At 60.0% G+C, this 25,952-nt stretch carries 19 protein-coding genes and 1 tRNA gene; 6 read left to right on the top strand and 14 right to left on the bottom strand.

Going from position 1 to position 25,952, the window contains the following annotated elements; all coding sequences use genetic code 11:
- Positions 1-126 precede the first annotated feature (126 nt).
- From ACYQ2T_RS16905 to ACYQ2T_RS16880, 6 genes are all read right to left on the bottom strand, one after another.
- The gene (locus ACYQ2T_RS16905) at positions 127-402 is read right to left on the bottom strand and encodes an HU family DNA-binding protein (RefSeq protein WP_404845273.1); all 276 of its coding nucleotides are present in this window, start codon (positions 400-402) and stop codon (positions 127-129) included.
- 312 nt (positions 403-714) lie between these two features.
- Entirely contained in the window at positions 715-1,419 is a 705-nt protein-coding gene (locus tag ACYQ2T_RS16900) for a response regulator (RefSeq protein ID WP_459902028.1), read from the bottom strand.
- Positions 1,409-3,817: a PAS domain-containing sensor histidine kinase gene (locus tag ACYQ2T_RS16895; protein ID WP_459902027.1), complete on the bottom strand. Its 2,409-nt coding sequence runs from the start codon at positions 3,815-3,817 to the stop codon at positions 1,409-1,411. Before ACYQ2T_RS16895 ends, ACYQ2T_RS16900 begins: the two co-directional genes overlap by 11 nt.
- A gap of 199 nt (positions 3,818-4,016) precedes the next feature.
- A complete protein-coding gene (locus ACYQ2T_RS16890; protein ID WP_459902169.1) occupies positions 4,017-5,216 on the bottom strand; it encodes a M20 family metallopeptidase in 1,200 nt (399 codons plus the stop codon).
- Complete coding sequence (locus ACYQ2T_RS16885) at positions 5,216-6,790, bottom strand: KamA family radical SAM protein (RefSeq protein ID WP_459902026.1); 1,575 nt, start codon at positions 6,788-6,790, stop codon at positions 5,216-5,218. The genes ACYQ2T_RS16890 and ACYQ2T_RS16885 overlap by 1 nt, the downstream gene beginning before the upstream one ends.
- Positions 6,791-6,823: 33 nt before the next feature.
- Positions 6,824-8,221 carry an ATP-grasp domain-containing protein gene (locus ACYQ2T_RS16880; protein WP_459902025.1) on the bottom strand — a complete coding sequence of 466 codons (1,398 nt, stop codon included), beginning with the start codon at positions 8,219-8,221 and terminating at the stop codon, positions 6,824-6,826.
- Between the two features lie 312 nt (positions 8,222-8,533).
- On the opposite strand from ACYQ2T_RS16880, the gene ACYQ2T_RS16875 reads away from it, so the two are divergent.
- The 4 genes from ACYQ2T_RS16875 to ACYQ2T_RS16860 all read left to right on the top strand — a co-directional run bounded on the left by ACYQ2T_RS16875 (position 8,534) and on the right by ACYQ2T_RS16860 (position 13,088).
- Positions 8,534-9,511 carry a TAXI family TRAP transporter solute-binding subunit gene (locus ACYQ2T_RS16875; RefSeq protein WP_404845268.1) on the top strand — a complete coding sequence of 326 codons (978 nt, stop codon included), beginning with the start codon at positions 8,534-8,536 and terminating at the stop codon, positions 9,509-9,511.
- A gap of 148 nt (positions 9,512-9,659) precedes the next feature.
- The gene (locus ACYQ2T_RS16870) at positions 9,660-11,759 is read left to right on the top strand and encodes a TRAP transporter permease (RefSeq protein ID WP_459902024.1); all 2,100 of its coding nucleotides are present in this window, start codon (positions 9,660-9,662) and stop codon (positions 11,757-11,759) included.
- 22 nt (positions 11,760-11,781) lie between these two features.
- On the top strand, positions 11,782-12,183 hold the full coding sequence (locus tag ACYQ2T_RS16865) for a hypothetical protein (RefSeq protein ID WP_404845266.1): 402 nt from the start codon (positions 11,782-11,784) through the stop codon (positions 12,181-12,183).
- Positions 12,184-12,311: 128 nt separating this feature from the next.
- On the top strand, positions 12,312-13,088 hold the full coding sequence (locus ACYQ2T_RS16860; RefSeq protein WP_459902023.1) for a superoxide dismutase: 777 nt from the start codon (positions 12,312-12,314) through the stop codon (positions 13,086-13,088).
- A 358-nt stretch (positions 13,089-13,446) separates the two neighbouring features.
- Here ACYQ2T_RS16860 and speB read toward each other — a convergent pair whose 3' ends face one another.
- The 4 genes from speB to speA form a co-directional block, all read right to left on the bottom strand.
- Complete coding sequence (gene speB, locus ACYQ2T_RS16855) at positions 13,447-14,298, bottom strand: agmatinase (protein WP_459902168.1); 852 nt, start codon at positions 14,296-14,298, stop codon at positions 13,447-13,449.
- A 123-nt stretch (positions 14,299-14,421) separates the two neighbouring features.
- Complete coding sequence (gene nspC / locus ACYQ2T_RS16850; protein ID WP_459902022.1) at positions 14,422-15,576, bottom strand: carboxynorspermidine decarboxylase; 1,155 nt, start codon at positions 15,574-15,576, stop codon at positions 14,422-14,424.
- Positions 15,555-16,733: a saccharopine dehydrogenase family protein gene (locus ACYQ2T_RS16845; protein ID WP_459902021.1), complete on the bottom strand. Its 1,179-nt coding sequence runs from the start codon at positions 16,731-16,733 to the stop codon at positions 15,555-15,557. Before ACYQ2T_RS16845 ends, nspC begins: the two co-directional genes overlap by 22 nt.
- A 32-nt stretch (positions 16,734-16,765) precedes the next feature.
- The gene (gene speA, locus ACYQ2T_RS16840; RefSeq protein WP_459902020.1) at positions 16,766-18,688 is read right to left on the bottom strand and encodes a biosynthetic arginine decarboxylase; all 1,923 of its coding nucleotides are present in this window, start codon (positions 18,686-18,688) and stop codon (positions 16,766-16,768) included.
- Between the two features lie 392 nt (positions 18,689-19,080).
- Here speA and ACYQ2T_RS16835 point away from each other — a divergent pair, with 392 nt between their 5' ends.
- Together ACYQ2T_RS16835 and ACYQ2T_RS16830 are read left to right on the top strand one after the other, a co-directional pair.
- Complete coding sequence (locus tag ACYQ2T_RS16835) at positions 19,081-20,730, top strand: hydantoinase/oxoprolinase N-terminal domain-containing protein (protein ID WP_459902019.1); 1,650 nt, start codon at positions 19,081-19,083, stop codon at positions 20,728-20,730.
- Between the two features lie 75 nt (positions 20,731-20,805).
- Positions 20,806-21,156 (top strand): hypothetical protein, encoded by a 351-nt coding sequence (locus ACYQ2T_RS16830; protein WP_459902018.1) that lies wholly within the window; start codon positions 20,806-20,808, stop codon positions 21,154-21,156.
- 66 nt (positions 21,157-21,222) lie between these two features.
- Here ACYQ2T_RS16830 and ACYQ2T_RS16825 read toward each other — a convergent pair whose 3' ends face one another.
- The 4 genes from ACYQ2T_RS16825 to ACYQ2T_RS16810 all read right to left on the bottom strand — a co-directional run bounded on the left by ACYQ2T_RS16825 (position 21,223) and on the right by ACYQ2T_RS16810 (position 25,941).
- Entirely contained in the window at positions 21,223-21,534 is a 312-nt protein-coding gene (locus ACYQ2T_RS16825; RefSeq protein WP_459902017.1) for a putative quinol monooxygenase, read from the bottom strand.
- Between the two features lie 47 nt (positions 21,535-21,581).
- Positions 21,582-22,184, bottom strand: a complete 603-nt coding sequence (locus ACYQ2T_RS16820; protein ID WP_459902016.1) for a flavodoxin family protein — start codon at positions 22,182-22,184, stop codon at positions 21,582-21,584.
- 691 nt (positions 22,185-22,875) lie between these two features.
- The gene (locus ACYQ2T_RS16815) at positions 22,876-25,743 is read right to left on the bottom strand and encodes a UvrD-helicase domain-containing protein (protein ID WP_459902015.1); all 2,868 of its coding nucleotides are present in this window, start codon (positions 25,741-25,743) and stop codon (positions 22,876-22,878) included.
- A 121-nt stretch (positions 25,744-25,864) separates the two neighbouring features.
- Positions 25,865-25,941: transfer RNA gene (locus tag ACYQ2T_RS16810), tRNA-Asp, on the bottom strand.
- Between the last annotated feature and the right edge of the window lie 11 nt (positions 25,942-25,952).

The raw sequence follows: 25,952 nt of genomic DNA, 5'->3' as shown, positions 1-25,952 counted from the left end.
GGACATCGTTGCCAAGGCCGCAACGCGTGCGTCGCGTCCCCCGGCACAGACCGGCAAAAGCCGGTGCCGCATCGTCCCGCCTCGCCCAGCGGGGGTCTCTACAAGGCTCTCCCCGAAGCAGCTCTGCTAGTTCAGGATCGCCCGGATCTTTTTGCCGGGAGTGAAGCGCACAACCTTGCAAGCAGGAATGCGAATCACTTCACCGGTTCCGGGATTGCGGCCCGCGCGTTCTGCGCGCTGCACGACATGGAACGAGCCGAGTCCCGTAAAGATGGCGGAGTCGCCACCAATAAGGGCTTCGCGCACGGTGTCCAAAACGGCGTCGTACACCTTTTCTGCCGCGACTTTCGTGGGCAGGCCAGCCTTGTCCTTAATCTGTTCCACCATCCCAGCCTTGGTCATCGCTTTTCTCCTATTCAATTGAGTTGCTTAGGATTTCTGCCGATGATGCATCTAAAAAAATCCACGAAACTTTGTATATAGGGAAATCTATCCAAACTTTCAGGATTACACCCATTTATATAGGGGAAACCCCCAGACGGTCTGGGGGTCATAAAATCCAAGGATGACGGAAGGAAATACAAAAAAGCCCCTTCGAAACCGAAGGGGCTTTGGTGCGTTTTTGCGTTTCCGTCCTAGGTTCTGGGGGAAGCTCCCACTTCGGGAGCTTTCCGCCAAAAAGGCTGGGAAAAGCCAAGAAAATTGAAGTTGCGCTTATACTTTACCTGCCTCGGACGCATCCACCCATAAATCAAGGTCAATAAGCCCAAGACGGGCGGCGTAGCGGATAAGCTCGATATTGCTTTGCAGGTTCAGCTTGCGCATCAGGTTGGCGCGGTGGTTTTCCGCTGTTTTGGGGCTGATGTAGAGCTTGGTGGCAATTTGCCGGGTGGTCAGCCCCTCGGCCAACAGGCGCATGACTTCCTGCTCGCGCGGGGTCAGGGTGCCGTACTCGGCGTCCTTGCCCGGACCGCGGCGCAAGGGGGATTCCATAAGGCTCTTGACCACCGTGGGCGAAACCGAGCTATCCAGAAAATAATCGCCAAGGGCCACGGTCTCCAGCCCCTTGAGCAATCCTTCGGACGCGGATTCCTTCACCACATAACCAAACGCGCCGGCCTTGAAGGCCTCGGTGATGTGCTCAATCTTGGAGTGCATGCTCACGATGACCACGCGCGTTTCCGGCAGAGTCTGCTTGAGTTCGGCGGTCAGATGAATGCCATTGAGGTCTGGCAGGGAAATGTCCACAAGGGCGAGGTCCGGCTTGTACTTGTAGGCCAGTTCCATACCCTCGCGGCCGTTTCCTGCCTCGCCGACAATCTCAAAGCGCGTGTCGCGGCGGATAATGGACTTCAGGCCCTCCCGAAACATGGGATGGTCATCCACAATGATGATGCTCAGTTTGTTTTCATCTGGCACGTTGTCTCTCCCTGACTGGCACTTCGGCCAATATCTTCGTCCCCATGCCCGGCTGGCTCTTAACGGTCAGCGATCCACCAACGAGTCGCGCGCGTTCCTCCATGGACGACAGGCCCATACGCCGCTCCCGCAGGGCGAGGGTCCGCCGCCGCTCAAGGTCGAAGCCCATACCGTCATCCTCCACTCGCAGCAGGATGTCCGGCGATGACGAGACAATGCGTACCGCCACGTTCCGGGCCTTGGCATGATTCACGGCGTTGCGCAGGGCCTCCTGCACAAGCCTGTACAAATTGATTTCCATCTCGGAGTCCAGACGGACGTTGTCCATCCCCGCGGCGGCAAAGTCCATGCTGACGCCTGTTTTGTCCTGCAGCTCACGGCAGTGCAGCTCCAGCGAGCGGGCCAGACCAAACTGGTCCAAAAGCGGTGGGCGCAGGTCGTAGGACAAATCGCGCACGGAGTTGATGGCGTCCTGCAAGCCGCTGGACAGCCGCGCCAAACGGCGACGCAGCTCCTCCGGGATGTCTTCGTAATCGTCAAAAAGTGTCGTGCTGGCGAGCTTGATGGAGAGCAGCGTCTGGGCCACGTTGTCGTGCAGGTCCAGACTCATGCGCTGGCGCTCAATTTCCTGCACGCGGATCAGCTCCTGCGACAGGTGGCGAATCTGCTCGCGCGCGTCGGCGCTGTCGGTGATGTCCTGCACGGTGCCAAAGGCGACGGGCGTCCCGTCCTCCTCACGGTGGCGCACCCGGCAGCGCACATGCACCCACCGGTAGCCGCCATCGCACTGCCGGAGGCGAAATTCCATGTCATACGGCTGCTCGCCTTCAAGGGCCGCGTGGTAGGACTGCACCACCTCGTCCCGGTCCCCCGGGTGCACCAGCTGCAAAAACATCTCCGTGCTGATGCCGTCATCATTGGCGGGATACCCGAAGAGGACAAACACCTCACGCGGCAGGTGAAACCGCCGGGCGACGGGGTCGTACTCCCACGTGCTCAGGCGGGCTATGCTCTGGGCCTCGCGCAGGGCGGCCTCGCTGCGGCGCAGGGATTCCTCCGTGCGGCGGCGCTCCGCAACTTCCGCGCGCAGGCGGGCGTTGGCGCTGTTGAGTTCGCGGGTGCGTTCCTCCACGCGCTGCTCCAACTGGGCGCGCACGTCGCGCAACTGGCGCTCCACGGTGCGGCGCTCCGTCACGTCAAGCAGCGACACCACAACGCGCCGCAGGTCCTTCACATTTTCCGGCGCAACGCGAAAGTGCACCTCCACCTGCCGGATGGCTCCCGTGAGCGTCACATGATCCAGTTCGCCATCGTAACTTGTTTCACCGGATGCCAGCGCCCCGAATTCCTCCGCCAGCACGGGCAAAGACGCCGGGGACACAATGCGCCCTAGGGACTGCATCAACTCGTCCTTGGAGCGGGCCTCCAAAAGGTCCAGCGAGGCCTTGTTCACGTTGAGGATTTTCACGCGCCGCGCGCATTCGGCCACGGCTTGGGGGGTGCTTCGAAAATAGTCGTAAAAGTCCGTGACCCCTTGCTCGCGCAGGGTGTCGAAATACTGCCGACAGCCGGAAAGGTCCTCCTCCCACAGCGATATGGGGCAGTCCTCAAACAGCCGCCTGTAGCGCTCTTCCTTTTCCTCCAGCGCAATCTCCACGGCGCGGCGGTCCGCCACGTCGTACACCGCGCCGATGCAGTAGGTCTGCCCGGCCTCCTCCACAAGGGAAAGCACGCCCTCCACGGGGAACACATGCCCGCCCTGCGCATGGATGCGGGTATCGAACCGGAATTCGCCCTCCCCGCGCAGGCGCTGCATGATGCTGGCCGAGGTTTCGGGCTGAAAGATGGTGCCAAGGTCCGCGCCGGGGCAACACTTGAGGCAGTCGCCACCAAGGCCAAGCATGCGCACGGCGGCGTCGTTGATGAACAGGAACTCCCCATCCTCGTCAGTGATGAACACCCCGGCCAGCGTACACTTCATCACGGTGTCGAGGAGCTTGCGCCGCACGCGGCACGTCAGCCCCGGCAGCCGCCGCTCCATGCACGAACGCCGGATACTGTCGGCAAGGCGCGCCACATCCATAGGGCAGATGCAATCCGCCGCACCAGCGTGCAGGGCCTGCATGGTGTGTTCGGCGCATAGTTCCTCGCGCAGGACGATGGGGGACGGCTGACGCGGACTGCGCTCAATGCGGCGGATAACGGCGGAAAGGTCAGCTCCGCAGGCAGGGACATAGACAATGGCGTCCCACTCCTCTCGGAGTGCGGCGTCAAGGGCGGCATCGTCACGGACGGTTTTTAGGCTGCAGTGAAGCCCCTCCCGCACCAACCCCTCTCGCAGGTGCAACAGGTCATCTTCACCGTCATGTCGTAACAGAATCCGCAAGCGACTCTGCATAACTCCCCCATGTCGCTTCGAAAAACTGAGTGATCGGTTATTTGAACTATACCCGAAACCTGTTTTGCGCAAGTACTCACCCGCCGATTGTCGGCCTGCGGACACACCATTTCCCGGCGCGGCGCGGCCCTGCGAAGCCCTCTGCCACCGCCGGGGATAACGCGTTGACGCCGCGGCGCACGCCGCCCCGTGCCCCGCCCTAGTCCTCAAAGAGCCGCCCGCGGGCCAGCAGCCGCCAGCACTCGGCCATGGTCATGGCGGCAAGCTGCGTGCGCGGCACAAGGGAATCCGCAACCATATACTCATCATGGGAGTGGTCACGCGCGCCGGATGGCCCCATGCCGTCAAGCACAGGGCACCCCGCCCGCGCGATGAAATTCGCATCCGACACCCCGCCCCGGAAGTCCTCGCCAATGGGGATGCCAAGGCGCGCAGCCATAACACCCGCCACACCGAACAGCGCCCGGTTTTCGCGCGTCGGCTCCATGGCGGGGCGGCCACTGCCAAACGCCACGCGGCATATCGTGCCGGGGATGCCGGGCCGCAGCATGGCGTTTTCCAGCGCGGCGCGCAGGGCGTCGCCGTCGGCCTCCTCCATATAGCGCGCCTCCGCATGCGCCGTGGCCTGCTCAGGAACCACGTTGGGACCAGTGCCGCCCTCAATCACGCCAACATTCACGGAGATACCCCGGTATGGCTCGTTCAGGCCCTCCACGGTGACAATGCGGCGGGCCAATTCCACTATGGCGCTGGGCTTGTGCGCGCCCGTTGCGCCGGAGTGCCCACCCGGCCCGCTGACGCTGAAGGTGAAGGGCATGCGGCCCTTGCGCCCGGTCACTGTCTCGCCAAGCAGGCCGCTGCATTCAAAGACAAAGGCGCACCCGCTGCGCCGCGCCTCCTCTTCAATGCATTCACGCGACCACGGCGAGCCGATTTCCTCGTCTGGATTCAGGACGAAAGTAACAGGCAGGTCCTTCAATTCGCCCACATCATCAAGGGCCAAAAGCGCAAAAAGGGCGGTCACAAGACCGCCCTTCATGTCGATGATGCCCGGACCGATGATATTGCGGCCCTCGCGCCGGAAGCAGTCAAACCCCGCATCCACGGGAAAGACCGTGTCCATATGCCCCACCAGAAGCACCTGCGGCGTGCGGCTGCCCGCGGCCATCCGGGCGGGACTGCGGGCAAGGACCATGTTCCCGCTCTGATGGCGGGTGCGGACCTCCACGGCAAAGCCCAGCGCCTCCAACTGGGTGGCGAAAACGCCCGCCACGGCGTTGATGCCATCATGGTTGGCGGAATGGCTGTTCATCCGCACGATGCGTTCAAGGAGCGCCAGCATCTCGGCCTCGCGCTCGGCCACGGTCCGCCGAATCCGTCGAAACACCTCAGCGCGCATCACGTGTCCTCTCCCTCCGTCCGGGCAAAGGCAAAGTGGTCGTCGTCCGCATACAAGTCCGTGTCCGCGTCGGGGTACACGGTCTCCTCGCCATTCCACGGCTTGCGCAGACGCAGGCCGCCGTCCTCGGCGCGGCCCATCACGTTGCTGCGGTGCAGGGGAATCTTGCCGCCAGCCGCCGCGATATACCGGGGAATCGCGTCTCCGGAGATGTTGCCGTACATGCTCTCGATGATGTCGCGCCCCTTTTCCACGGGCACGCGCATATGCGTATACTGCGGGTTCCTGTAACTGCAGTTGAACACGTAATACGGGCGGATATACGAAGCGTGCAGGGTTTCGCACAGCTTCCACATTTTGGGTCTGGAATCATTTATGCCCCGCAGCAGCACGGCTTGATTCAGGATGGCACTCACCTGCCCGGAGATGGCCTTGAACGCCGCGCGCGAGACAGGCGTCAGCTCCTGCGCGGTGTTCACCTGCGTCACCACGCGCACCGGACTTTTGTCATTGGACGCCGCAAGGATGCCAAGAAGCGCATCATCCACGCGCTGGGGCGTGGTCACGGGCACGCGGGTGCCAAGGCGCTTCATCTGCACATGGGGGATGTTGTCCAGCTGTTCCAGCAGCCACCCCAGCGTTTCATTGGGCAGCATAAAGGCGTCGCCGCCAGTAATGAGCACGTCGCGGATGCGGGGATTGCTGCGGATGTAGTTGAGCGCCTCGGTATACGCCTCGCGCGGGAAGACGCGGTCCGCCTTGCCGATATGGGCAATGCGCAGGCAGTGCGTACAGTACATGGCGCACATATTGGTCACCTTCACGGCCACCACGCGGGGATAGAACTGATCAATAAGCCGCGCCGGGGAATGGTCTGACGCCACGGGCGGCAATTCCACGCCCATATTGTCCACCATTTCGGCGGTGGGCACGGCCTGCAGCAGCACCGGGTCGTTGACCACGCCGGGCATAATAAGGCTGGCGTAGTACGGCGTCAGCCGCATGCGGTACTTCTCCGTCACCCGCGTGACCTCGCGGATAGTCGCCTGTGGCAGCTCGACGCATTTGGCCAGCGTTTCCACATCATTTATGGCGTGGCGCAACTGGCCGGAAAAGGAATTCCAGTCATCATCGCTCATACCAAGGACGGACCTGATGCGCGCCGCGTTCTGCTGCATGCTCTCCCACAGCGCCTCGCCGTCGGGCACGGCCTCCTGCTGGGCAAGGTAGGTCTCCACCCGGTCGTTGGCGGCCTCCAGCACGTCATAGGCGCGGCCGACACGTCCACCGACACTCACGCCGTGCTCGTCGCGCTCCGCATGCAGGCGCGCAATGTCCACCAGCGCCTCCCGCGTCAGGCCAAAGGCCTCGTACCCCAGGCCGCTGGCGCGCTTCATCTCGCGCAGGGCGGCGAAAAAGGCGACAATGGCCGCTGTACCTGCGGCCTCACGCGCCAACGCATACAGACGCATCACCGTTTCGCGCTGCTCCGTGGACGGCGCACCGCCCCCCGCAAGCTTGTCCAAAAAGTCCTTCGTCAGTGCATCCACCGCCGTCTCCTTGGCCTGTATCACGCTCACCTCCACGTTCTGCTGCCCACGCGGGCCCTAAGCCACACAGCCGCACCCGCCGTCCACCGCCACCGTCTGCGCAATGCGCGCCTTGCCCGCCTCCAACTCCGTCAGCATGGCGTCCCGCGTTGGCGCGGCCGCCACCACCCGCGCAAGGAAGGTTCCGGGCAGAACCATCATCCCCGCACCCACATGTTCGCGCACAATGTGCCCGCACCCGCCATGCTCCGCCACCGAGGCGAACAACTCCCGCTCCGGCATGGTCTGGGGCGCGGCGTCGTGCGTGGTCACCTCCACGTCCGTCTTATAATTGTACGTTCCCCACCACAGCGGCGCGCTTCGCGTTCCCGCCTCGCCGGGGCGCACCGTATTCGGCGGAAAGCGCCCATGCAGCACCGCGTGGTATTCCAACTCCGGCAGGTTGGGCGCGCCGGGGGGCAGGTGCCGCTCCAGATACGCACAAAACTCCATGGTTGTGCCCTGTTTGCGGGGGTTCACTTCGATGAAAAAAAAGTCGCCGCGCTCATCCACGATGTAGTCGCAGCCAAAGATGCCCCGAAAGCCCATTTCCCCAAGCCGCCGCCCCACGCGCTCCGTGGCCTCGCACAGGCTCCGCTGCACGTTGGCGGGCAAGATGGAGGGAAAAGTGGAGCCACGAAAGGCGGTGCCGTTTTCAATCGCCATATCTGCCACGCCCGCCACATAGACCTCATCCGGCCCCGCCACCACGCCAAGCACCGTTGGGTCAAAACAGTGCGGCATGTACCGGCAGACAAAATACTGCGCGTCCACATCCTGAAACCGCGCCGCACAGTCGGTCACCGTGGCGGCCACCATGCTTGCGCCGCCGCCAGCAGAATACGCCATGGAGACGAACACGCCCTCGGCGCAATACTCCAGCATATCGCCCGCCGCGCGGCACATGGCCTCGCGGCCGGAGCACACCCGGTGCTCCACCACGGGCACAATGTCCGCAAAGGCGGCATACTGCCATGTTTTGTCGTTGATGAGCCGGGTCAGGTCCGCGTCCGGCCCCACAAGCCGTACGCCCCCGGCAAGGCGTACGCTCAGCTCCGGACGGCTTTCGAACATCCACACCGGCACCTCGCCCTGCCGCCGCACCAGCTCCGTCAGCAGGCGCAGCACAGCGGCATCGGCGCAGACTCCGGCGGCAAAGGCCGCGGACGGCACCCGGCGCGCCACATCGCGCCCCAGCACCCACCGCAAACGCTCCGCCGGTGGATTGACGACCATCACGTCGTTCCACCGATACTCCATCATCATGTCCGGAACGATTGAAATCACACGCACTTCCTGCCCAACACTACGCCGAAACGCCTGCTCGACGTACGCATTCAGGCAGCAGGCCTTTACCTCGCCAACATAGACGACGTAGTAGACCCCATCTTCAAGACGGACAAACTGGCGGTACATATGCGCCCCTTCACTTGATGGCGGTGTATGCCATAAAGTGTTGTCCCTATTTTCCAAAAAACGCAAGACTTCATCGCACAGTGCATGAAAGAATGAAGAAATTCACAGACCACTACAAAACTTACGACAAAATTTGCCATTTTTCTTAAGTTTTGGTAACGAACGAGGAATAATCACAAATGATCTTTGCTAACAGGTTGTTATCACAACTGCGCTGACGTCCCTGACATCAGGGAAGGTCGATACCACCACACGGCATGCCTCCACCCCGGAGGCCACCGAGTCCACACCTCATCCGGCAGGAGGCGACACATGCGGAAATGGTTCATGCTTACCTTCACCCTGTGCCTGGGAGTCTTCCTCATGGGCACCATGCCCACGGGCGCAGCAGCCAAGACCACCTTCATCACTATTGGCACCGGCGGCATCACCGGCGTCTACTACCCCACCGGCGGCGCCATCGCCCGCATCGTCAACAAAAAGAAAGACGAATACGGCATCCGCTGCACCGTGGAATCCACGGGCGGCTCCGTGTTTAACGTCAACGCCATTATGGCGGGCGATTTGGAATTCGGCATTGTGCAGTCCGACAGGCAGTATCAGGCCATGAAGGGCATGGCCGAATGGAAGGACAGCGGACCGCAGCGCGACCTGCGCGCCGTGTTCAGCATCCATCCCGAATCCGTCACGCTGGTGGCCGCAGAGGACGCGGGCATCACCACCGTGCAGGACCTGAAGGGCAAAATCATCAACATCGGCAACCCCGGTTCCGGCCAGCGCCAAAACGCTATTGACGCGCTGACGGCCCTCGGTTTCGACATTGACAAAGACCTCACCGCCGAGGGCGTGAAAGCCGCCGAGGCTCCCGGCCTGTTGCAGGACGGCCGCATCGACGCCTTCTTCTACACCGTTGGCCACCCCTCCGGCGCCATCAAGGAAGCCACCGCCGGCAAGCGCGCCGTGCGCATCATCGACATCACGGGCGTGGACTCCCTGTTCAGCGAGTACCCCTACTACGCCCCCTCGGACATCCCCATCGAGTTCTACCCCGGCGCCACCAATAAAAAGGACGTGAAGACCTTTGGCGTGAAGGCCACCTTTGTGACTTCCTCCAAGGTCCCCGCCGACGTGGTGTACGCCATCACCAAGGAAGTTTTTGAAAACTTCGAGGAATTCAAAAAACTGCACCCCGCATACAAGGTGCTGACCAAGCGCGGCATGCTTCAGGGCCTGTCCGCTCCCATCCATCCCGGCGCCATGCGCTACTATCAGGAAGCCGGGCTGATGTAGCTTCCACGTGCTCCGGACCGGCCAAGGCCGGTCCGGGGCGCTCCCTCGCCATTCGTTACAGACGCCCGCGCGGCGTCCCAGTCCCCGGTCATCCCCGCATGGCGGACGACTGTCCTCCGCAACCCGCAGCCTAGGAGTGCAGCCACGCATGCCACACGCACCGCACCACCAGACTGAACACGACCCCGACATCAAAGGTGTGGAGTACGCCAAACGCCTTGCCGAGGCCGAGCACGGCCTGCAAAGCGACAGCTACGGCGTTACGCGCGCTCTGACCATTGGCATTGCGGTGCTGTGGTCCCTGTTCCAGCTATCCACGGCCAGCTGGCTTATTCTGGATACGCTCTATATCCGGGCCTTTCATCTCGGTTTCGCCATCGTGCTGGTGTATCTGAATATTCCCATGTTCAAGTTTACGCCCAACTGGCGGCCGGACCTGCGGTTCTTCCTCGCCATGCACCGCGTGACCATTCTGGACTACATCCTCGCCCTTTTTGCGGCATTGGCCGCGCTGTACATCTTTTTGGACTATGACGGCATCTCCATGCGCTACGGCGCGCCCACCACGCGCGACCTAGTCTTCGGCATCCTGCTGGTGGCGCTGCTGCTTGAGGGGACGCGGCGCGTCATCGGCCCGGCCCTGCCCGTCATCGCCCTCCTGTTCATCATCTACGCTTTTCTCGGGCCGTACATGCCCGATGTCATCGCCTTCAAGGGCGTGTCCCTGAACCGTTTCATCGGGCAGATGACCATGTCGTCCGAGGGCATTTACGGCATCCCCCTCGACGTTTCCGCCACCATCGTGTTTCTCTTCGTCCTCTTTGGCACCATGCTGGAGAAGGCCGGAGCCGGGCACTTTTTCATTCAGCTGGCCCTGTGCCTGCTGGGCGGCTTCAAAGGCGGACCGGCCAAGGCCGCCATCCTCGGGTCCGGACTCACCGGCATGGTGTCCGGCTCGTCCATTGCCAACATCGTCACCACCGGCACCTTTACCATCCCCATGATGAAGAAGGTCGGCTACCCCGGCACCAAGGCCGGCGCCATTGAGGTAGCCGCCTCAACCGACGGTCAGCTGGCCCCGCCCATTATGGGTGCGGCGGCCTTCATCATCGCGGAATACGTCAACGTGCCGTACATTGAGGTCGTCAAGGCGGCGGCGGTTCCGGCCTTTGTCTCCTACGCGGCGCTCATCTACATTTCGCACATCGAGGCCAGCAAGCTGGGGCTGCAGGGCATCCCGCGCGCCGAGCTTCCGCGCTTTATTCCCACCCTTCTCGCCGGGCTGCATTTTCTGCTCCCACTCGCCATGCTGCTGTATGAACTGATTATCCTGCGGCACTCTCCCGAGCTTGCCGCGTTCCGCGCCATCATCGTGCTGACGGTCATCATGCTGGTGCAGCGTCCCATCCGCGCCCGCATGAGCGGCAAGCCCATGCGCCCCGCCTTTGGACAAGGCATACGCGACATCGTACTCGCCATGGCCGACGGCGCGCGCAACATGGCGGGCGTCGCCATGGCCACCGCCGCGGCAGGCATCATCGTCGGCGTCGTGGCCCTTGGCCTCGGCGGGCTCATCACGCAGGTCATCGACCAGCTTTCCGGCGGCAACATCTTCCTGATGCTCGTCATCACTGCCGCCGCCAGCCTGCTCATCGGCATGGGGCTGCCCACCACGGCGACCTACATCGTCATGGCGTCCCTCACCGCGCCTGCCATCGTCACCCTTGGCGCAACGCAGGACTTCATCGTTCCGCTTATGGCGGCGCATCTGTTCTGCTTCTACTTCGGCATTCTCGCCGACGACACGCCGCCCGTGGGGCTTGCCGCCTACGCGGCGGCGGCCATTGCCGAGTCGCCACCCATCCCCACTGGCATTCAGGGCTTCCTGTACGACATACGCACAGCCATCCTGCCCTTTATGTTCATCTTCAACCACGACCTCATCCTCCACAATGTGGACAGCTGGCTACAAGGTGGACTTATCTTCCTCATGGCCTGCGTGGGCAACTTTGCCTTTGCCTCGGCAACGCAGGGGTGGTTCATCACGCGCAACAAGCTCTGGGAAATTCCCATTCTGCTCAGCATCACCCTCATCATGATGCGCCCGGACCTCATCGCCCAACTGACCGGCATCCCGCACGACCAGCGCTACTGGGTTTACCCCGCCGGGCTGATCATTTGGGGCGCGGTGTGGATGATGCAACGCATGCGCACGCAGTCCGGCACCCCGCATACCGCAGCGGCATGACCGCCAACACAGGAGCACACTCATGCCCACACGTACCATCGTTAAAAAGATGTTCCAGTGCGAGGTCTGCGGCGAGACCTTCAGCAAAAGCTACCGCGAGTGCCCCAAGTGCGGCAGCGAGGACTTTGTGGGCTACAAGATGGTCAACCCCATCTCGCGCCTGCCCATGGAGCACATTCTGACCGTGGTGGCGCATCTGTCATGGCTCCTCGGGACCATCGGGTGCATCACTTTCCTCTGGCAAACGGACAGCCCAAACGATGAAATCAACCTGCTGTTCATCCTCGGCGGGTGCGGGTTTCTGCTCTTCTCGCTCATCCTCTCCATTGCGCTCTTCGGCCTTGCCGAGCTCATCGGGCGCACCATACGCATCCAGCGCCGCGTCAAGGCCTTCGTCAAAAACTACCACGTGCCAACGGAATAACCCCTCACGCAACACAAAACCGGCCAGGCGACGTCACGCCCGGCCGGTTTTTTTGTTGCGTCATCATCATGATGGGCTACGATTGAAGAATCCGTGCTCAGCACACACGCAAAGCCCAAGGAGGCCCTATGAGCTCCAATCGTGCCCCCCGCATAAGCCGCCGCCGTTTCTTCAAGCTGGCGGCAACAGCCACGGCCCTCACCGGGGCAGGGCTGCTGCCCGCCGCCTTCGCCCACGCGGGGCACCACATGGTCAAGGACAAAGGCTACCGCCACATGCCCATGCATTTCATGGCCGCGCACCACGGCATGTCGCACCAACTCCCCTACCCCGTCAGCGCCCTTGAACCCATCATCTCCGCCAAGACCGTGGCCTACCACTACGGCAAGCACACCCTCGGCTACTACAAAAAGACCGCCCGCTTCATCGGCGGAACGCCCTATCAGGACATGTCGCTGATCCAAATCATCACCGCCACGTCCGGGCGCGAAGACCGAAAAGCCATCTTCAACAACGCCGCACAGGCATGGAATCACACCTTCTACTGGCGCGGCCTCGCCCCCCTCGGCGGCGGCCGCCCCGGCAACACCCTCTCCGCCGCCATAGACGCCTCCTTCGGCTCCTTCGGACGCTTCCGCGATCGCTTCGTCACACAGGCCGCCAGCGTCTTCGGCAGCGGCTGGGTCTGGCTGGTGGATACTGGCAGCGGCCTCGACATCATCGGCACACAAAACGCCGAGACGCCCATCACCATGGGCCACGTGCCGCTCTTCGTCGTGGACGTGTGGGAACACGCCTACTACCTCGACTACCAAAACCGCAGAAAAGCCTACGTCCAAGCCATCCTCGACAGACTCGTGGACTGGTACGAAGTCACCCGCCGCTACGAAAACGGCACCGCCTAACGGAGTGCGCGTGGATGGGCCGGGGCGTTACGCCGGAGGCAAGAGCATGCCTCCGGCGGCTTAAGGGGTGCGACCCCTTAAAAATCCCGAGGTTTTCGGGCTGGAAGCCAGCCCGAAAAAGGGGTGGGTGGCTTTTCCCTCGCGTTGGGGGAGTTGGCCGTGTGGGTGTGGCGCCGTTGCGGGGGCCTGATAGAGGCCGCGTGTCTGGTACGCATTACTGGCGTATAAATGGGATCGTTAAGGGCCCACGGCCCTTAACCCGCCGGAGGCACTCCCCTTCCCCGTCCTCTTCTTCCCCAAAAATAAAAAGGCCGACGAATCCATCGTCGGCCTTTTCTTCTTCCAATGAACGCTCACCCTAGGGCAGCACAGCGTCGCGGTCGATGATGCCCATGATGTTGTAGACGAGCTGTGCGGCGGTGAAGTCGCAGGCGTGCATGTCGCGAATGGGGGCGAGTTCGACGACGTCGAAGCCGAGGACGCGGCGTCCGCGGATGGCCATACGCAGCAGCTGCATGGCTTGATGCCACATGATGCCGCCGGGCACGGGGGTGCCTGTGGCGGGCATGATGGAGGTATCGAGGCCGTCCACGTCGAAGGTGACATAAATCTTATCGGGGAACCCTTCTGGCAGAAGCGCGCGGGGGAAGGGCATGGTGCCAAGTTCCCAGCCGTCAATGTGGCCTATACCCTGCTCGCGGCGGTACTCGACTTCCTCTTCGCACAGGGCGCGAACGCCAAGCTGAAAGAGGGGCAGCCCGAGGTCGGCCACGGCGCGGCGCATAACGCAGGCGTGGCTGTAGGGGGAGCCTTCGTAGCTGTCGCGCAGGTCGGCGTGGGCGTCGAACTGCACAATGCCGAAGGTGCCGTGCTCCTCGGCAAGGGCGCGCAGCGCACCGAGGGTGACGGTGTGCTCGCCGCCCAGGACGACGGGCATGCCGTTGTGGCCGCGCACGGTCTTCACGGCGTCGGCGATGCGGTCCATAACGGTCTTTGCCGCGCCGGAACACTCGACGGCGTCGTGGGTGACGATGCCGCGGCGGGCGGGCACGGAAGAGCCGTCCCACATTTCTAGCTGGTCCGAGGCCTCAAGAATGGCCTGCGGCCCGTCAACGGTCCCGCCGCCGTAGGAGACGGTCTTTTCGTAGGGAACGGGGATGATATGGAACAGGCTCTCGCCCGGAGCGGTGGGTTCCAGGTCTGTGGCCATAAAATCAGGATAAAGTCCGCTCAACGGCTCTGCTCCTTGTTTCGCTGGTCGATATGGTCGTTGGCGTTTGGGGCGGCGAAAAAGAAAAAGCGCCGCCCATACCCGCGCCTGAACGTAAATCGGTCAGGACAGGCGGGTCTTGTAGTCCTCGTACCCGAACTCGCGCACGACCTCCAGCGTCCCGTCCGCACGCCGCAGGGCGATGGAGGGCAGCTTGAGGCCGTTGAAGGTGTTGGTCTTCACCATGCTGTAGTGGGCCATATCCGTAAATATGAGCCTGTCACCGGGGTGCAGCGGGCGGTCGAAGGAGTACTCACCTATCACGTCGCCCGCAAGGCAGGAATGCCCGGCAAGGCGGCACGTCCACGCCTTCTCCGCGGGTTGGCCGGAGCCGATGACGTCCGGACGGTACGGCATCTCCAGCACATCGGGCATATGCGCGGCGGCGGAGGCATCGAGGATGGCGATAGGCATATCCGCATTAATGACGTCCAGCACCGTAGCGACGAGGAATCCGGTATCCAGCGCCACGGCTTCGCCGGGTTCAAGATAGACGCCAACGCCGTAGCGCTCGCGCACGCCGTCGATGAGGCGGCACAGCAGGTCCACGTCGTAGTCCTCGCGCGTGATGTGGTGCCCGCCGCCCATGTTCAGCCACTTCATGCCGCGCAGATGCGGGCCGAATGAGGCCTCAAACGCCGCAAGGGTACGCTCCAGCGAATCCGCATTCTGCTCACACAGCGTGTGGAAATGCAGACCGGAAATGCCGTCAAGGGCGTCCGGCTCAAAATCACGCAGCCGCACGCCAAGGCGCGAGCCGGGGGAGCACGGGTCGTAGATGGGCACAGCGCCCTCGGAGTGCTCCGGATTCACGCGGATGGCGCACTCAATGCGCGCGGGCGCGGCGTCCACCAACGGCTTGAAGCGCCGGTACTGGGCAAAGGAGTTGAAGGAAATATGATCGCTCAGGGTGACCAGCTCGCGCATGTCCGCTTCGGAATAGGCGGCGGCAAAGGCGTGCACCTCGCGCCCGAATTCCTCGCGGCCAAGGCGTGCCTCGTGCGGGGAACTGGCGCAAACGCCATGCAGCGCGTCCCGCAACAGCGCAAACGCGCTGAACATGGCAAAACCCTTGAGGGCCAGCAGAATCTTGGCCCCTGTCCGGCGCTGGACCGTGTCCAGCACCGACAGGTTGCGGCGCAGGAGCGCCTCGTCCACCACAAAGCATGGCGTGGCGGGGACGCGCTCCAACGCGGCTAGGAGATGATCTCTTTCCATGGCAGGCCGTGTGTATTCAGCATATCCATGAACGGGTCGGGGTCGAACTCTTCCATATTGAAGACGCCCTCGCCCTTCCACTTGCCGGTCAGCATCATGGCCGCGCCAATCATGGCGGGCACGCCCGTGGTGTACGACACAGCCTGCGACCTCACCTCGCGGTAGGCGTCCTGATGGTCGCAGATATTGTACACGTAGACCTGCTTTTCCTTGCCGTCCTTCACGCCGCGCATCAGGCAGCCGATGCAGGTGCGGCCCTTGGTGTCCGGGCCGAGGGAGGCCGGGTCCGGCAGCAGCGTCTTAAGGAACTGCAACGGCACGATTTCGCAGCCGTTGTGCTCCACGGCGTCGATGCGGGTCATGCCGATGTTCTCCAGCACTTCCAGATGCTTCAGGTAGTTGTCGGAGAAGGTCATCCAGAAGCGGGCACGACGGATGCCGCGCAGGTTCTGCACCAGCGACTCCAACTCCTCATGATACATGAGGTAGCACTTCTTGGGACCAATGCCCTCGGGGAAGTCGTAGGACATGGACCACGACAGCGGGTCGGTCTCCACCCATTCGCCGCGTTCCCAGTAGCGGCCACGCGCGGTTACTTCGCGGATGTTGATTTCCGGATTGAAGTTGGTGGCAAAGTGCTTGCCGTGGTCGCCCGCGTTGCAGTCGATGATGTCCAGCTGGTGGATTTCATCGAAGTGGTGCTTCTGGGCGTGGGCGCAAAAGACGTTGGTCACGCCGGGGTCGAAGCCGCTGCCAAGCAGCGCCATCAGGCCCTTTTCGCGGAAGCGGTCCTGATAGGCCCACTGCCACTTGTATTCAAACTTCGCCTCGTCCAGCGGCTCGTAGTTGGCCGTGTCGAGGTAGTGGACGCCGGTTTCAAGGCAGGCGTCCATGATATTCAGGTCCTGATACGGCAGGGCCACGTTCAACACGAGGTCCGGCTGAAAGTCATTGATCAGCGCCACCATCTCGGGGACGTTGTCCGCATCCACCTGTGCGGTGCGGATGGGGCGGGGAAGCTGCGCAGCGATGGCGTCACACTTGGAGACGGTGCGGCTGGCAAGACATATTTCTTGAAACACTTCGGGAAGCTGCGCGCATTTGTGAGCCACAACCTGACCCACACCGCCAGCGCCGACGATGAGTACTCTGGACATCCTTGTGTCCCTCCTTGTCAAAAGGGATTGTGCTATCGCAAGCCGTTCAGATAGGTCGATCCTCTCAGGCCCTGTTCAAAGGCCTTCATGATGGCGTACCTGTCCTGAGGGGTAATGCGCCCCTCCCGGATGCCACGCTCCGCCACGTTGCGGAAGCGCTCCAGGACCATCTTCGGATCATACTCGACGTAGGACAGCACGTCAGCCACGGAATCTCCATCGAGCTCCCGCACGAAGTCGAACGAACCGTCCTCATTGATATGGATGGAGGCGACGTTGGTGTCGCCGAAAAGGTTATGCAGGTCGCCCAGCGTCTCCTGATACGCGCCGACGAGGAACGCGCCCATATAATAGGGCTCGCCCTTACGCAGGTCGTGCACATCCAGCGTGCGCCGGACGCCGCGCTCGTCGATAAAGCGGTCCAGCTTGCCGTCGCAGTCGCAGGTGATATCCGCCAGCACCACCTTTTCCGTGGGCTGTTCGTCCATACGGTGCACAGGCATGACCGGGAACAGATGGTCAATGGCCCACGAGTCCGGCAAGGACTGGAAAATGCTCATATTCGCGTAGTAAATGCTGGCGAGGGAATCCTGAATGCCCGCCAGTTCCTTGGTGGGGCGCTTCACCTCGTCCACGCGCGCGGCAATTTCCTTGATGATGGCCCAGAACAGGGATTCCGCCACAGAGCGCTCGCGCAGGGAGCACGTGCCCATGCGGAACATCTGGCGGATTTCATCGCGGTAATAGATGGCGTCGTTGTAGCACTCCTGCAAGTTCTTGAGCGAGATGGATTGGTAGACCTCAAGCAGGTTTTCCGTCGGCTCGGGGCAGTCCTCGGGCAGGTCAATGGGGATGGCCCGGTCCTCAAGGCGGCTGGCGTCCAAAATCTCAAACAACAGCACGGAGTAGTACGCCACCGTAGCGCGGCCGGACTCCGTAATGATGTGCGGATGCGCGATGTCGCGCTCATCCAGAATGCTCATCACGGTTTCCACCACGTCGGCGCAGTATTCGCCAAGGGTGTAGTTGCGGCTGGACAGGAAGTTGGTGTGCGAGCCGTCGTAGTCCACGGCAAGGCCGCCGCCAAGGTCCAGATAGCCCATGGCCGCGCCTTCATCCACCAGCCCGGCATAGACCCGGCAGGCCTCGCGCAGGGCATTTCGGATGTCGCGGATGTTCGGAATCTGCGAGCCAAGGTGGAAGTGCAGCAGGTGCATGCAGTCCAGCATGTCGTGCTTCCGCAGTTCGTCCACCACGTCCACCACCTCGGCCGTGGACAGGCCAAAGATGGACAGATCGCCGCCGGACTCCGTCCAGTGACCACCGGCGCGGGCCGCCAGCTTGATGCGGATGCCCATGCGCGGACGGATGCCCAAAGCGCGCGAGCGCTCCAGAATAAGCGCCAGCTCACTCGGCATTTCAAGGACGAGGATGCAGTTATAGCCCATCTTGTTGGCGTAAAGGGCAAGGTCCACGAATTCGCGGTCCTTGTAGCCATTGCAGACGATGCAGGCCTCGCGGTCGTGAAGATAGGACAGCGCGGCGATGAGTTCGGGCTTGCTGCCCACTTCAAGGCCGTGGTGATGCGGCTCGCCGTATTCGGTGATGCGCTCCACAACCTGTTCCTGCTGGTTCACCTTGATGGGGTACACGCCACGGAATTCGCCTTGGTATTCAAGGTCGCGCATGGCGTGGTTGAAGCAGTCGTGCAGGACGGAAATTTGGGAATCGAGAATATTTTCGATGCGCAGAAGCACGGGCAGGTCCATGCCCCGCTCCTTAAGGCCCTTGATGACCTCGGGGATGGAGACGGCCGGGCCGCGTTCTGCAAAAGGGGTGATGACGGCGTCGCCGGAGTCGGCCACACCAAAGTAGCCACTGCCCCAGTTATTGACGCCATAGAGGTCAGCAGAACGCGTTGCGTTCCACTGCTCAAGCACGGGTTTCTTTGCCATATCGCAGCACCCTCCTTACCCATCGGAACTTTTCGGGGAAAAGCCGCACGGGGTGGCTGTTTGCGCCAGTATTTCATAGCGCCCAAACCGCCGCCCCCGCCTGCCCGATATGATGGAGCGCGCCAATTAGTAGATTTTGCGCCACTCGTCAATAGCTCACCAAAACTTTGGGAAATTTTACAAACTTCCCTTACCCCAAACACTCTCTCCCTTCCACAAAAAAGAGCCTGACCTATACGCCACAAATCCCCGCATAGCGTGAAAATCCGCCCCCATCCGCCCGCTTGGCCGATTTTTCACGATGCACGGTTGCCAACCGCGCGCCTTGGCAGTATCACCACGTACTGCACATACGGCCGTCACAGACCACGAAAAACGGCAAAGGATTCATCATGACACAGACACACGGCTATGCAATAGGCATCGATACCGGCGGCACCTACACGGACGCCATTCTTCTGGACCGCGCGTCCGGCGACGTTGTCGCCTCCGCCAAGACACCGACCACACACAAAAATCTCAGTATCGGCCTGTCGTCCGCCCTGTCCCGCGTCATGCGCGAGAGCGCCACTCCGCCCCAGCTGGTGGATGTGGTCGCCGTGTCCACCACCCTCGCCACCAACGCCGTGGTGGAAGACAAAGGCGCGCGCGTCGGGCTGTTCGTCATCGGCATGACCAAGGCCTTCGACCTGCCCGTCGTCTCCGTGCAATACGCCGCCGGAGGCCACTCCATCGTCGGCAAGGAGGAAGCCCCCCTCGACGTGGAAGCCATCGTCGATGGCGTTGGCAATCTGCGCGGCCATGTGGACGCCTACGCCGTCAGCGCGGCCATGAGCTACGCCAATCCCACGCATGAGCAGGTGGCCGCTAAAGCCATCGAACTGGTGGACCCCAAGCCCGTCTTCTGCTCCCACGAGGTCAGCGGCAAGGCCGGAATGAAGGAGCGCGCCGCCACAACCGTGCTCAACGCCCGCCTTATGCCCGTCATGCAGGAATTCATCGACGGCGTCAGCGCCGCCCTTGCAGAGCATGGCCTCACCTGTCCGGTGAGCATTGTGCGCGGCAACGGCGCGCCCATGACGCTGGAGAGCGCACTACGCCGCGCGGCCGAGACCTTTGCCAGCGGTCCCGCCGCCACTGCCCATTACGGCATGGCCTTCGCCCCCGGCGACAACGCCCTCATCGTGGACGTTGGCGGCACCACCACGGACGTCACCCTCATCCGCGCAGGCCAGCCCACCATCAAAAAGGGCGGCAGCCGCATCGGCCAGTGGGAAACGCACGTCGAAGCCGTGGAAATGTTCACCGTGGGCATCGGCGGAGACTCGCAGGTCCGCACCACTGCGGCGGGGTCCATCGCCGTTGGTCCAGCCCGCGTTTTGCCCATCTGCATGGCTACAAACGTCCCGGCCCCAGAATCGTGGCTGGACTCCGGCGACGCCTCGCGCCTCATTACCATAGACCAAGCGCCGGAGCCGGACGTCATCGCCGCTGATCCCATTTTGACCGTTCTCAGCGGCGCCGGCCCCATGTCCGCCGCATCCCTCATGCGCGCCACGGGCCTCAGCGAAATTTCGCTTTCCGCGCATCTTCAGCGCCTTGTCCGCGCGCAGCAGGTGGCGGAAATCGGCTTCACGCCAACGGACGCCCTGCACGTACTCGGCCGCCTGAGCATCGGCGACACCGCGCAGGCCAAGGCCGCGGCAGAGGTGCTGGCGCGCCGCCACGGCATGGACGCTGAGGCCTTTTGCGAAGCTGTCATAACCAAAGCCCAGCGCAAGATTGAAAACGCTCTGCTCGACCATGTGGTGCGCAAGGAAGTTGGCGGAAGCATGGCGGAATTCATCGCCCGCAAGGACTCCATGTCCCTTGTACGCTTTAGCGCCGCCCTCAACGTGCCCATCGTCGGCATTGGCGCAGCCGCGCGGATGCTGCTGCCCGAAGTGGCACAGCGCCTTGGCGCGCCCATCCATTTCCCGGATCATTTTGAAGTCGGCAACGCCCTTGGCGCGGCCCTTATCGGCACCAAGGCCGACCAGTAACCCACGCGGCGGCCAGACCCGCCCGTGCACACCGTCACAGGCCACAGCGCCGACAACACGCCAACGGAGGTATTCATGTTCGACCGCAAGCCCACAAGTTTCGAATCCTGCCTTGAGGCCGCGAGCGAAAACCCCGAGACCGAAGTCGTCCATGGCTGGATATTCAAGGACGGCACATGGCAGACCCACGGCTGGTGCGAGTTCGCGGACAGGGTCATCGACCTCACCGAATCCAGCCACTCCATGCCCAAGTTCGACTACTACGTGAAGTTGAAGGTCTCGCCGGAGCGCACCCGCCGCTACACGCGCCTGAACTTCTTTGAGCGCATGGCCGCAGAAGGCCACGTCGGCCCCTTTGATAAGGAATTCTTCTTTGCCGACACCAGCGACGAGGACCCGCTCACCGTCATCGCCGCAAAAGCCTAAAACGAAACGCCCCGGCAGGAACCCGCCGGGGCGTTTTTTGTACAGGCTGTCTTTCAGCCCTTGGCGCTAGCCCGTCACCCGGGCCAACATACGCATAATGCGCACGTCCGCTTTGCCGGTCATATACTGCGCTGCGTCGCGTTCAAAATCCTTCAGCGGCTTTGAAACTGCATGCTCATCCAGCGCCGCCTGCGAGGCAAATTGCTCATAGAACTGAAACAGCGCCGGGTCGGCAACGTCCTGATGCACGCTGTACAGGATGAGGCCATTTTGCCCCTCGCAATCCTGCACCAGTTGCTGCACCATGCTTTTCAGCGCCTCTTCCTTTCCCGGCAGCGCGCGGAACCGTGCGCTGACAACAACCATATCTGTATCCATTCCTTCTCCCAGCCGTAAGGTTCGTACGGCGCGTTACAAAGCACGTTCTAGGGAGCGGCAGGGAAGCTGTCCATATTCGGAGTCATCGCCTTGCCGAGCCAGCCTATGGTCTCGCCCAGATTCCGCATGTTTGCAAGCGCTTCGGCGTCACCCTGCACTTCGCCCTTTTCCAGGCCGTAGCCAAGATTCCAATACGTGGAGCCGGGCACAATCATGCGCGACATCTGGTACATATGGTTAATGGTATCAAACACATGGATGCCGCCGCCCCGGCGCACAGCCACCACAGCCGCGCCAATCTTGCCCGCAAACAGGCCGCCATTGGCCAGCGCCACGAATCCGGAGCGGTCCAGCAGCGCCTTAGTCTCCGCGCTCACATCAGAAAAATACGTCGGCGAGCCAATAATGATGGCGTCCGCCTTCACCATCTTGTCCATCACGTCGTTAAACGCGTCGTTGTCCACCACACAGTGGCCGTCCTGCTTTTCCCAGCACTTGCCACACGCCATACAGCCGCGGATTTTCTTCCCACCCAGCTGCACAAACTCCGTCTCCCAGCCAGCCTTTTCCAGCGGCTCAAGCGCAGTGCGAAGCAAATTTTCCGTATTCCCACCCTTGCGAGGGCTTCCATTAATAGCAACAACGTACATACCAAGACTCCTTTATTCGCAGTAGCGCCGCATGTCGCGGCATGTCACAGGACCATCTCGCCGCCCACACAGGAACCCTGCGCAACAAGCCGCCTCACAGTCCGTCTTGAACACCATTTCATATGCCAATGCGCATCGCAAAGACCTCTGCGGCATATGTGCGACACTCTATTGCACACGGAGACTTTTGCGCAAGTACGGTCTTTTTTGTCATGTACTATCATGGAGGATACTAACGTACGGTGTGCTGGAAGAAGGGACAGGACGGGTGGAGCGAAAAGAGAAATAATAATCCTATTATACATAAGTCGAAATTCAGACAAGGCCCTTCCTTCATGATTTGACGTTGTTCGAATTCTGCTGGAGCCTTCCAATAATTTAAGCAATGTCTTTATAAAGTCCCCTTTCTTAGGGCCAACAATCTCGATGATTTCTGGCGAAACACAAGCGAGCTCTCGAACCGTCCTAGAACCCCTTAAAGAGATCAACGGAGAAGAGCAGGTCGAGGGGAACAGTCAAATTGACAGGGGGCGTCAGCTTCTTCTCAAAGGCTGGGGAGAATATAATAGCCGTCAGACCAGAGAATAAATACCCTACTGCCATATTGCAATTGTACATTTTAAGTTAGGGAGACTACTCAAAAGAGCATTACGTCCTGGCAAGGAATTTCCCTAGGATGCGGGGAAGCGATCTAGTTCGGGTGCTGTATCCAGGCAGAACCTTGGACGAGGAAAGAGTTGTGTAACCTATCGCGTGAATCCCAAATTTGCACGACAATCCCCTGTGCAGCGCCAGCCCACACTTGATTTTTCAACTCGTCCAGGAGACCCTCTGACTTAGGGTACACTCTCCACCAGTATGAAATGTCGCCTTTCATGCCCAACTGATATCCACTTGCCTGAAGCTGTTCTTTGATAACCTTTGTTGCCTGGATGTTCTTTTGATCCGCATTTGTTATTCGTACAAGACGGAGGGCCTCGTCTGCCTGGGTGGACTTCGGCAGCGCCTCCCAATTAAGCAACCGCATCTCGTTGAAGCCCGAAAATTCATTTAAGAAAGGTGACATATCGCTTGTGTCAGTAATTATGTACAGGCTTTTTCTGGCTCGAGTCAGAGCGACATAAAACAACCGTCTCTCTTCATCCAGCAGCTTCTTTTCATTGTCGCCAAGTATTCTGTTGTAGACCCAGTCCGGATGGATAAGTGGGTAACGCCTGTCTTTTGCATCAAGGATGATCACGACATCACTTTCTCCACCCTTGAAGGAGTGAGCGGTATGACAAGACACTCTTTTTTTGTCCTCGCCGACTAAGAAGCCCCTCAGATGCGTGGCGAACAAGTCTAGGCGGCCAGGACAGGATTTCCAGTTTTTTGAATACGTGCTCCACGGGACTGTGTTAGTTCTGCTTATTATTGCCACATCGTTGCCTGCGCCAAGTTCTTTGTAGAGTATGCGAAGCACCGCAGGGGTGATCGCGTCATATAAATGCTTTTCTTTCTCAAATTCCGTTGGAGAAAACCTATTCATATTACAAACTCTAACAGCTCCAGCACGTTCTGTTGATGCTCTTGCAGGAAGTCCTCGCCCCTTCATAAGATGGTTACCTGTTGATACAACCGATTTACGTGAACGATAGTTGGTCGATATGTTAATCTCGGCTCCCTTGCAGAAATAATTCTCAAATTGTGCAAAAAATCGTAAATCCGACCCTGCAAAAGCATTAATGGCTTGCCAGTCATCCCCAACACAGAAGAAGTTTGCGGATGGATTCTGAATTCGCAAAGACTGTAGCAAACGGTTAAATAGTTCAGAAAAATCTTGATATTCATCAACAAAGACAAACCGGAGGTTCTTTAAATTTCCGGAACGCCCCTTCCGGATAAAACGAGTTTTTCCGTTGGAGACTTCCGCCACGGCTTTCTGGATCAACCCATCAAAATCTTCTTGTCCAGTCAGCTTCAACCTGTCGAGGTATGCAGAGTATATTTCTCCTGCCAATGACACGAACTGACGTTCTCCAGGGTACAAAAAAGAGTATTCTTGTTCCATGGCAGTGATGTCTTCAGAATTTAAAAATTGTTGCCGACAACGCCCCACAAAGCTTCTCATCGCTTTAGTAAATCGATCTACACTACGCTTTTTTACCCTCTTCCAGATTTCATCTTCGGGCAGCCTCAAGCATCTAACCCCACGCCTCTCGAGTCGGAGAGCCATCCACTGATCAAACTCTGCCGAAGATTTATTCTTAATATTTCGAGGGTACACTTCCAGCAAATTCCAAGAAGTGTTCCCTTTCCAAAAAGCTCTCTTTTTTGCGCTGACTCTGTCATACTCAGGCTCGCCAACCATTCCGAAGTACTCGATGACGACACCCGATTCGTGTGTTTTGAAAATTGTGAAATCAGGCCTGTAGTTTTCTCCCCCCCACCAGAAATTCCGCTCGTACTTGTAGGGTACGTCGTGTTCGAAGAGAAAGTTGGCGATTACTTTTTCTCCATGCGATTTTACGTCTTCACCATTCAATGTCTGGTTGCGGAGTGACCTACGGTACAGGAGAAATTCTTCCTCACTTAAATGGTATCCACCTTGTTCAATTTGCTCCCAGTCCCTTCGGAAACCTGTAAGCATCACACTCTTGACTTTGGAATGGAACTCATCATCTTTCAGAAAATCATCAATTACTTGAAGAAAAGCCCTGCTCAACCCTTCGTTATTTAAACTCTTATCATCATAGAGAAGGTTTTCCTCGGGATGTACAAGTGAGTACGCTAGGGAATGGAAGGTCATCACATGGGGGACATCAGCGCCAACGTATGGCCTTAATTTCTGTTCGATTTGCTCTGCGGCTTTCTTGTTGAAGGCAACGAGAAGAATTTCATCAGGAGATATGTTGCAGTGTTTTTGCAAGAAAAGCGCCCTGTTGACAATGGTGGTGGTTTTGCCGCTCCCTGCACGGGCGACGACCTGTATATCTCCATCTATAGAAGCTATGGCTAGAGCTTGCTCTGGGTCCGGCAACTGTCTCCCCAGTTGTTTAACCCAGTTTTGAATGAAAAATACCAGCTTGCTTTCCATATCCTTAGCAGAAAGCACGTCTGGATATTTGGCTTCGATGATCTTTTTTGCATTTAAAAAGTCACTTTCAACCAAGGTAATGAATTCATCGAGCACTTGTTTTCGAAGTTTTTCCCTCTCTAGCTTCAGTTTGGCTTCAGCCCTCTTCCGCTTCTCTTCTTCAGCCTTTATCCGAGCAGCTTCTTTTGCTTTTCGTGTTTCACGCTCTACCCTTTCGGTCTCAAGCCTTTGTTCTTTCTGAGTTGGCTCCCACCGCCCAGCTTTGAGATCTGCCACCATCCTTGGCAATGTTACCCATTCTTCCTCCGTCAACTCCGCACGTATTTTCCCCAGCAGTACAGACTCGTAGTGCGTCCCAGACGAAGGGTTTTCAACGAAATCCGGAAGGAGCTTATCCAGGTAATAATCCCTGAACTTATCAAACGAATTAAGGCTATTGGCGAGTTCCAGCACTAGCTCTTTGATATTGTCTGTCTTGGACATATGAAATGAGCTCCCCCTGCTTCAGAGTTGTGTACACAGAATTTTTAGAGTAGCCCTCCCCCCTTTTACGCACAAGACACAAAAAAAGGCTGCACCTTGGTGGTGCAGCCTTTGATTTGCGTGGCGGAGCCGACGAGACTCGAACTCGCGGCCTCTGGCGTGACAGGCCAGCGTTATAACCGACTTAACTACGGCTCCGCATTTGAGAC

The organism is Desulfobaculum senezii (genome assembly GCF_054657395.1).
Note: the sequence above shows the minus strand (reverse complement) of the source record. Positions and strands in the feature narration are given on the sequence as shown.

What these genes read in the sequence shown, in the direction of transcription:
- ACYQ2T_RS16905 (WP_404845273.1), bottom strand. Translation starts at nt 402, where the DNA reads ATGACCAAGGCTGGGATGGTGGAACAGATTAAGGACAAGGCTGGCCTG.
- ACYQ2T_RS16895 (WP_459902027.1), bottom strand. Translation starts at nt 3,817, where the DNA reads ATGCAGAGTCGCTTGCGGATTCTGTTACGACATGACGGTGAAGATGAC.
- ACYQ2T_RS16890 (WP_459902169.1), bottom strand. Translation starts at nt 5,216, where the DNA reads ATGCGCGCTGAGGTGTTTCGACGGATTCGGCGGACCGTGGCCGAGCGC.
- ACYQ2T_RS16880 (WP_459902025.1), bottom strand. Translation starts at nt 8,221, where the DNA reads ATGTACCGCCAGTTTGTCCGTCTTGAAGATGGGGTCTACTACGTCGTC.
- ACYQ2T_RS16875 (WP_404845268.1), top strand. Translation starts at nt 8,534, where the DNA reads ATGCGGAAATGGTTCATGCTTACCTTCACCCTGTGCCTGGGAGTCTTC.
- ACYQ2T_RS16870 (WP_459902024.1), top strand. Translation starts at nt 9,660, where the DNA reads ATGCCACACGCACCGCACCACCAGACTGAACACGACCCCGACATCAAA.
- ACYQ2T_RS16865 (WP_404845266.1), top strand. Translation starts at nt 11,782, where the DNA reads ATGCCCACACGTACCATCGTTAAAAAGATGTTCCAGTGCGAGGTCTGC.
- ACYQ2T_RS16860 (WP_459902023.1), top strand. Translation starts at nt 12,312, where the DNA reads ATGAGCTCCAATCGTGCCCCCCGCATAAGCCGCCGCCGTTTCTTCAAG.
- speB (WP_459902168.1), bottom strand. Translation starts at nt 14,298, where the DNA reads ATGGCCACAGACCTGGAACCCACCGCTCCGGGCGAGAGCCTGTTCCAT.
- nspC (WP_459902022.1), bottom strand. Translation starts at nt 15,576, where the DNA reads ATGGAAAGAGATCATCTCCTAGCCGCGTTGGAGCGCGTCCCCGCCACG.
- ACYQ2T_RS16845 (WP_459902021.1), bottom strand. Translation starts at nt 16,733, where the DNA reads ATGTCCAGAGTACTCATCGTCGGCGCTGGCGGTGTGGGTCAGGTTGTG.
- speA (WP_459902020.1), bottom strand. Translation starts at nt 18,688, where the DNA reads ATGGCAAAGAAACCCGTGCTTGAGCAGTGGAACGCAACGCGTTCTGCT.
- ACYQ2T_RS16835 (WP_459902019.1), top strand. Translation starts at nt 19,081, where the DNA reads ATGACACAGACACACGGCTATGCAATAGGCATCGATACCGGCGGCACC.
- ACYQ2T_RS16830 (WP_459902018.1), top strand. Translation starts at nt 20,806, where the DNA reads ATGTTCGACCGCAAGCCCACAAGTTTCGAATCCTGCCTTGAGGCCGCG.
- ACYQ2T_RS16825 (WP_459902017.1), bottom strand. Translation starts at nt 21,534, where the DNA reads ATGGATACAGATATGGTTGTTGTCAGCGCACGGTTCCGCGCGCTGCCG.
- ACYQ2T_RS16820 (WP_459902016.1), bottom strand. Translation starts at nt 22,184, where the DNA reads ATGTACGTTGTTGCTATTAATGGAAGCCCTCGCAAGGGTGGGAATACG.
- ACYQ2T_RS16815 (WP_459902015.1), bottom strand. Translation starts at nt 25,743, where the DNA reads ATGTCCAAGACAGACAATATCAAAGAGCTAGTGCTGGAACTCGCCAAT.